Origin of the sequence: Streptomyces sp. NPDC127106 (assembly GCF_042677605.1) — a bacterium.
Taxonomy (GTDB): Bacteria; Actinomycetota; Actinomycetes; order Streptomycetales; family Streptomycetaceae; genus Streptomyces.
In genome coordinates, this window is the sequence record NZ_JBHXTC010000090.1 from 1 (window position 1) to 5,606 (window position 5,606).

Below are 5,606 nucleotides of genomic sequence, written 5' to 3' on the forward strand. Positions count from 1 at the left end.
GCTCTTGTTACCCTGAGCGGCGTGGGGGGGGGTGTTTGTGGGGGCGCCCCCCCCCCCCACCGGCCCGGGGACCTCGCCCCGCGCCCCCGCCGGGGGGCACCCCCCCGCGGCGGGATCCGGCAGCACCATCCCGACCCGTACGCCCGAAGGAGACCTGACATGCCGCTTTCCGTGTCCCTGAGCGTCGAGGGCGACACCACCGTGATCGAGCTGGCGGGCGAGCTGGACGCCAAGACCGCGCCGGAGTTCCACCAGACCATCGAGAAGGCCGCCGGGCACGGCACGTCCACGGTCGAGATCAGGATGGCCGGGGTCGGCTACATGGCCAGCGCCGGGCTGCGGTCCCTGGTCTTCGCCCAGCAGAAGGTCGCGGACCACGTGACCATCAAGGTGGTCGGCGCGATCGAGCCCGTCTCCCGGACCATCCGGACGGCCGGGCTCGACCGCAGCATCGTGCTCTCCGACCAGTGAGCCGCAGGAGCGAGATGGTCGAACTGGCGAGGACGCCCGCCGAACTGGAGGTGCCCGCCACGCTGGGGGCGCTGGGCGCGATCGCCGCGTTCGTCCTGCGGCTGGCCGCCCGGGCGGGCCTCGACCAGCGGGCCACCTACCGGATCCGGCTGGCCGTGGACGAGCTGGCCACGAACATCGTCATGCACGGGTACCGGGGCGGCGGCGGGCGGATCACCGTCCGCGGCCGCTCCGGCCCCGGCCGGGTGCAGATCGTCCTCGTGGACGGCGCGCCCGCCTTCGACCCCGTCGCGGGGCGCGTGCCGCCCGCCACCGGGACTCCCCCCGAGCGCCGGCGGATCGGCGGACTCGGCATCCACCTGGCGCTGACCAGCGTGGACGAGTACGGCTACGCACGCAGGGACGGCCGCAACATCAGCACGCTGACCGTCACAGCCGAGGGGACGGACCGATGCCCTCCACCACCGTGATCATCCTCGACGAGTACCCTCCGCCGCCCGGCGAACTCCTCGACGCACTGCACCTGATGGACGCGGAGCTGGTCGGCCTCACCCTGCGCGAGCTGCTCGGCGGGCCGCCGGACGCGCTGCCCGTCGCCGACGTGCTGCTCGCCCCGGCGGAGACCGAGGGCGAGTCCGTACGCCTGGCCGTACGCCGGCTGCGCGGCTGGGCCGGGGCGCCGATCGTCGTCGTCTGGACGGTGACCGGGTTCGCCGCCCTGGAGCAGCACGTCCGGCTCGGCCACGACTACCTCGTCCCCCCGTTCCTGCCGGCCCTGGTCGGGGCCCGGCTGCACAGCTGCTCCGAGCGCGCCGGGCTCGGCCGCACCGTGCGGGAGGCCGACGCCCGCGCCGAGCTGATGGGCTACGAGAAGGAGCTGGAGATCGGCCGCGAGATCCAGGCCGGCTTCCTGCCCGAGGCGCTGCCGGTCCCCGCGGGCTGGGAGATCGACGTCCGCTTCCGGCCCGCCCGGCAGGTCGCGGGGGACTTCTACGACGTGTTCGAGATATCCCGCGGCCGCAGACTCGCCGTCGTCGTCGCCGACGTCTGCGACAAGGGGGTCGGGGCGGCGCTGTTCATGGCGCTCATCCGCTCCCTGCTGCGGCACACCGCCGAGAACAGCGGTCTGCAGCACCTGGTGGCCGCCGGACGGGCGAGCGGCAGCCGCCGTATTCCCGTGGTCGGCGCCACCCCCCTGCTCAACGCGGTGACGGCCACCAACGGCTACCTCACCCGCAACCACCTCAGGCAGGGCTACTTCGCCACCCTGTTCTTCGGTGTGCTCGACCCGCTGACCGGCAGCCTCGTCTACATCAACGGCGGCCACAACCCGCCGCTGCTGCTGCGTGCCGACGGCGGGGAACCGCTCGCACTGGACGTCACCGGGCCGGCCGTCGGGGTACTGCCCGACTGCGTGTACACGCTCGGCTACGCCCAGCTGAACCACGGGGACACCCTGTTCGTGTTCACCGACGGAGTGCCGGAGGCCCGCTGCCCCGACGGCACGTTCCTCGGGGACGCGCGGATGCTGGAGCTGCTCGCCGGCCCCCCGGGGAGCGGCAGTGAGGTGGTCGACCGGATGGACGCGGCCGTACGCGAGCACACCGGCACAGCCGAACAGCACGACGACGTCACCATGCTGGCGCTGCACCGCCCCCGCAGGGCCCGGGAAGGCCACGACCCACGTGCGGCGCGGGGGCCGCACGTCGGTCCGGCCGCGACGGACCGTCCCGCCGCGGGCCGTACGGCGGTGGCCTGATGTCCCGGACCATCGTGGTGCACTCGCACCGCGGCGGCACCGGGAAGTCCTCGGTCCTGGCCAACCTCGCCCTGCTGCTGGCGGGCGAGGGGCGCCGGGTGGGGGTGGTCGACACCGACATCCAGTCGCCCACCCTGGACCTGCTGTTCCGGCTCGGCCCGGGTCCCTCCCTGGCCGACTACCTGCTCGGGCGGTGCGAGATCGAGGCCGCCGCCCGGCGGGCGGGCCCGCGCGGGCCGTACGTCGTACCGGCCCGGACCGGGACGGCGGACCTGCGCGAGCTCATGGTGAGCGGGTACGACGTCGGGCTGCTGCCGGAGGGCTTCGACCGGCTCGCAGACCACTACGGGCTGGACGTCCTGCTGCTCGACACCCACGCCGGGCTGAACAACGAGTCGGTGGCCGCCATGGCGAGCGCCGACGTGCTGATGATCATGGCGCGGGCGGACCGGATCGACCTGATGGGGGTGGAGGAAACGATCGCCCTCGCCGGGAGGCTCGCCTGCCGCCGCGCACTTGTCGTGAGCATGGCCCCAGTGGGGGTCGATCGGGACGAGGCCCGCCGCCGGGCCGAGGAGGTGTACGGCGCCCCCCTGGCCGGAATCCTCCCGTACGTCCCGGAAATGGCCGCCCTGTACGGCGAACGCATATTCGCCGAAGCCCATCCCGACCACCCCCTGGTCGGTGAATTCCGCACCATCATCTCCGCGTTGGACGCACGTGACGAAGTATCCCGCGCCTGACGCTCCCCCCCTTACGCCCTCCGCGAGCGGCGTGTTGAATCGGCAGCGATTCCTGAACAAGGAGAAAGAAGTCATGAAGATTCTTGTCGTCATGACGGCCAAGGCAACCCTCCATCTGCTGGACGGAGAAGAACACCCCTCGGGATTCTGGGCCGAGGAATTCGTGGTCCCCTACAGCCGGTTCACCGCCGCGGGCCACACCGTGGACGTGGCGACGATCGGCGGCCGGACCCCCACCGTCGACGAGACCAGCATCGACCCCCAGTTCCTCAAGTGGGTCCGCCCCCAGGGCTCACCCGACGAGGACGCGGCCAACGCCGCCGAGTACGTCAGAGTCATCGAGAACACCCCCCAGCTCAAGAGCCCCCTCGCCGTGGAGTCCCTGACCGAGCAGGACGTCGCCGCGTACGACGGCGTGTACGTCAGCGGAGGCCACGGCGCCATCGGAGACCTCCCCAAGTCCGACGCGGTCGCCCAGGTCCTGCGCTGGGCCATTGCCCGGGACAAGCCCATCGCCACCGTCTGCCACGGCCACACCGCGCTGCTCGCGCTGCGCGACGGCGAGGGCCGCTGGCCCTTCGAGGGCTACCGGATGACCGCCTTCTCGCACAGCGAGGAACTGGTCACCAGCATGGCCGGCCGGCTCCCGCTGATCCTGGAGGCCGAGCTGACCCGGCTCGGCGCCCGCTACGAGAAGGCCGACGTGATCTGGGACTCCCACGTCGTCGTCGACCGCAGGCTCACCACCGGCCAGAACCCGTACTCATCGAAGGCCCTCGCCGAGACGTTCCTGCAGCAGCTCGCGAAGGGCTAGCACCCCCGCACCCCCGACACCGGAAGGCATCAGCCATGACCAGGCGCGCGCTCAGCGGCCAGCCCTTGGCCAATCCCGGGAAGCTGTTCATCGGCGGAAAGTGGGTACCGGCGCAGGACGGCCGGACCGAGCCCGACATCAGCCCCGTGGACGGACAGGAGATCGTACCGGTGGCCCAGGCCACCACCGACGACGCGGACGCGGCCGTGGCCGCCGCCCGCGCGGCGTACGAGGAGGGTCCCTGGAGCAGACTGTCCGCCCAGGAGCGCGCCCTGCGGCTGAACCGGGTCGGCGAACTCATCGAACGCGACCTGGAGGAGATCGCCCTGCTGGAGACGGTGGACATGGGCAAGCCGTTCGCCTTCTCCAGCACGGTCGACGCCCCCATGGCCGCCCAGCTGATGCACTACTACGCCGGTGCCGTCACCCGCGTCGACGGCTCCTCCCGGGCCCCGGCCGGCGGACAGCTCGCCTACACCCTGCGCGAGCCGCTCGGCGTGGTCTGCGCCATCACCCCCTTCAACTTCCCGCTGCTGCTGTCGATGACGAAGATCGCACCGGCCCTGGCCGCGGGGAACACGGTCGTCCACAAGCCGTCCCCGGCCACCCCGCTCACCGCCCTGAAGATCGCCGAGCTCTTCCAGGAGGCGGAGATCCCGGACGGCGTGCTCAACGTGATCACCGGCCCCGGCGTGGAGCTCGGCGAGACCCTCACCGACCACCCCGGCATCGACAAGATCGCCTTCACCGGCTCCACCGCCGTGGGCCAGTCGATCATCCGCAAGTCGGCGGGCACCCTGAAGAAGGTCACGATGGAGCTCGGCGGCAAGTCCGCCAACGTCGTCTTCGCCGACGCCGACCTCGACGCCGCCGAGGAACTCGCCTTCTTCGGCATCTACTACAACAAGGGCGAGATCTGCACCGCCGGCTCCCGGCTGCTGCTCCAGCGCCCGATCCACGACGAACTGGTCGAGCGCCTGGTCCGCCGCGCCGCCGCCCTCAAGCCCGGCGACCCCCGGGACCCGGAGACCCTGTTCGGGCCGCTGGCGCACCGCGGCCAGTTCGACAAGGTCAGCTCGTACATCGAGATCGGCGAGAAGGAAGGTGCCGTCCTGCGCACCGGCGGCACCGGCTGGACCCCCGAGGGGGCCTCCAGCCAGGGCCTGTACTTCCTGCCGACCGTCTTCACCGGTGTCGACAACGGCATGCGGATCGCCCAGGAGGAGATCTTCGGCCCGGTCCTGTCGATCATCCCCTTCGACACCGAGGAAGACGCCATCCGCATCGCCAACGACAGCGCGTACGGCCTCGCCGCCGGCGTCCACACCAAGGACCTGCGGCGGGCGCACCGGGTCGCCTCCCAGATCAAGGCCGGCACGGTCTGGGTCAACTGCTACAACCAGTACGACCCCTCGGTGCCCTACGGCGGCTACAAGGCCTCCGGCTACGGGCGCGAGTGCGGACCCGAATCCCTCGAGAGCTACACCCAGACCAAGTCGGTCTGGATCGGCATGGACTGACGGCCGGACGGACTGACGGCCGGACGGCCCGACGGCCCGACGGCCACGACGGCACCCACGGCCCACGACGAGGAGCGGCACACATGCGCACAGGCATCATCGGCACCGGGCGGATCGGCTCCACCCTGGCACGCATCCTGGTGGCCGCCGGCCACGAGGTCGTGCTGGCGAACGCCCGCGGCCCGCAGTCCATCGGCCCCTTACTGGCCGAACTGGGCCCGGGGGGGGGGGGGGGGGCCCCCCCCCCGCCCGCCCCCCCAGGCGACAGCCAAGATTAATGGTGTGGCGCGACCCACCGC

General features: G+C 72.1%; 7 protein-coding genes. All 7 read left to right on the plus strand.

The genetic code is table 11. The features are described from left to right. The first annotated feature begins 159 nt into the window (after positions 1-159). The gene (locus tag ACFVGY_RS36065; protein WP_385686275.1) at positions 160-471 is read left to right on the plus strand and encodes an STAS domain-containing protein; all 312 of its coding nucleotides are present in this window, start codon (positions 160-162) and stop codon (positions 469-471) included. After that, positions 468-941: an ATP-binding protein gene (locus ACFVGY_RS36070; protein ID WP_385686278.1), complete on the plus strand. Its 474-nt coding sequence runs from the start codon at positions 468-470 to the stop codon at positions 939-941. Before ACFVGY_RS36065 ends, ACFVGY_RS36070 begins: the two co-directional genes overlap by 4 nt. Then, entirely contained in the window at positions 923-2,230 is a 1,308-nt protein-coding gene (locus tag ACFVGY_RS36075; protein ID WP_385686281.1) for a PP2C family protein-serine/threonine phosphatase, read from the plus strand. Before ACFVGY_RS36070 ends, ACFVGY_RS36075 begins: the two co-directional genes overlap by 19 nt. Next, entirely contained in the window at positions 2,230-2,973 is a 744-nt protein-coding gene (locus tag ACFVGY_RS36080; RefSeq protein ID WP_385686284.1) for an AAA family ATPase, read from the plus strand. The genes ACFVGY_RS36075 and ACFVGY_RS36080 overlap by 1 nt, the downstream gene beginning before the upstream one ends. 73 nt (positions 2,974-3,046) lie before the next feature. Beyond that, positions 3,047-3,787, plus strand: coding sequence for a type 1 glutamine amidotransferase domain-containing protein (locus ACFVGY_RS36085; RefSeq protein WP_385686286.1), 741 nt, complete (start codon positions 3,047-3,049; stop codon positions 3,785-3,787). Between the two features lie 35 nt (positions 3,788-3,822). After that, positions 3,823-5,307 (plus strand): aldehyde dehydrogenase family protein, encoded by a 1,485-nt coding sequence (locus tag ACFVGY_RS36090; RefSeq protein ID WP_385686289.1) that lies wholly within the window; start codon positions 3,823-3,825, stop codon positions 5,305-5,307. An 83-nt stretch (positions 5,308-5,390) separates the two neighbouring features. Then, entirely contained in the window at positions 5,391-5,585 is a 195-nt protein-coding gene (locus ACFVGY_RS36095) for an NAD(P)-binding domain-containing protein (RefSeq protein WP_385686292.1), read from the plus strand. Positions 5,586-5,606 lie beyond the last annotated feature (21 nt).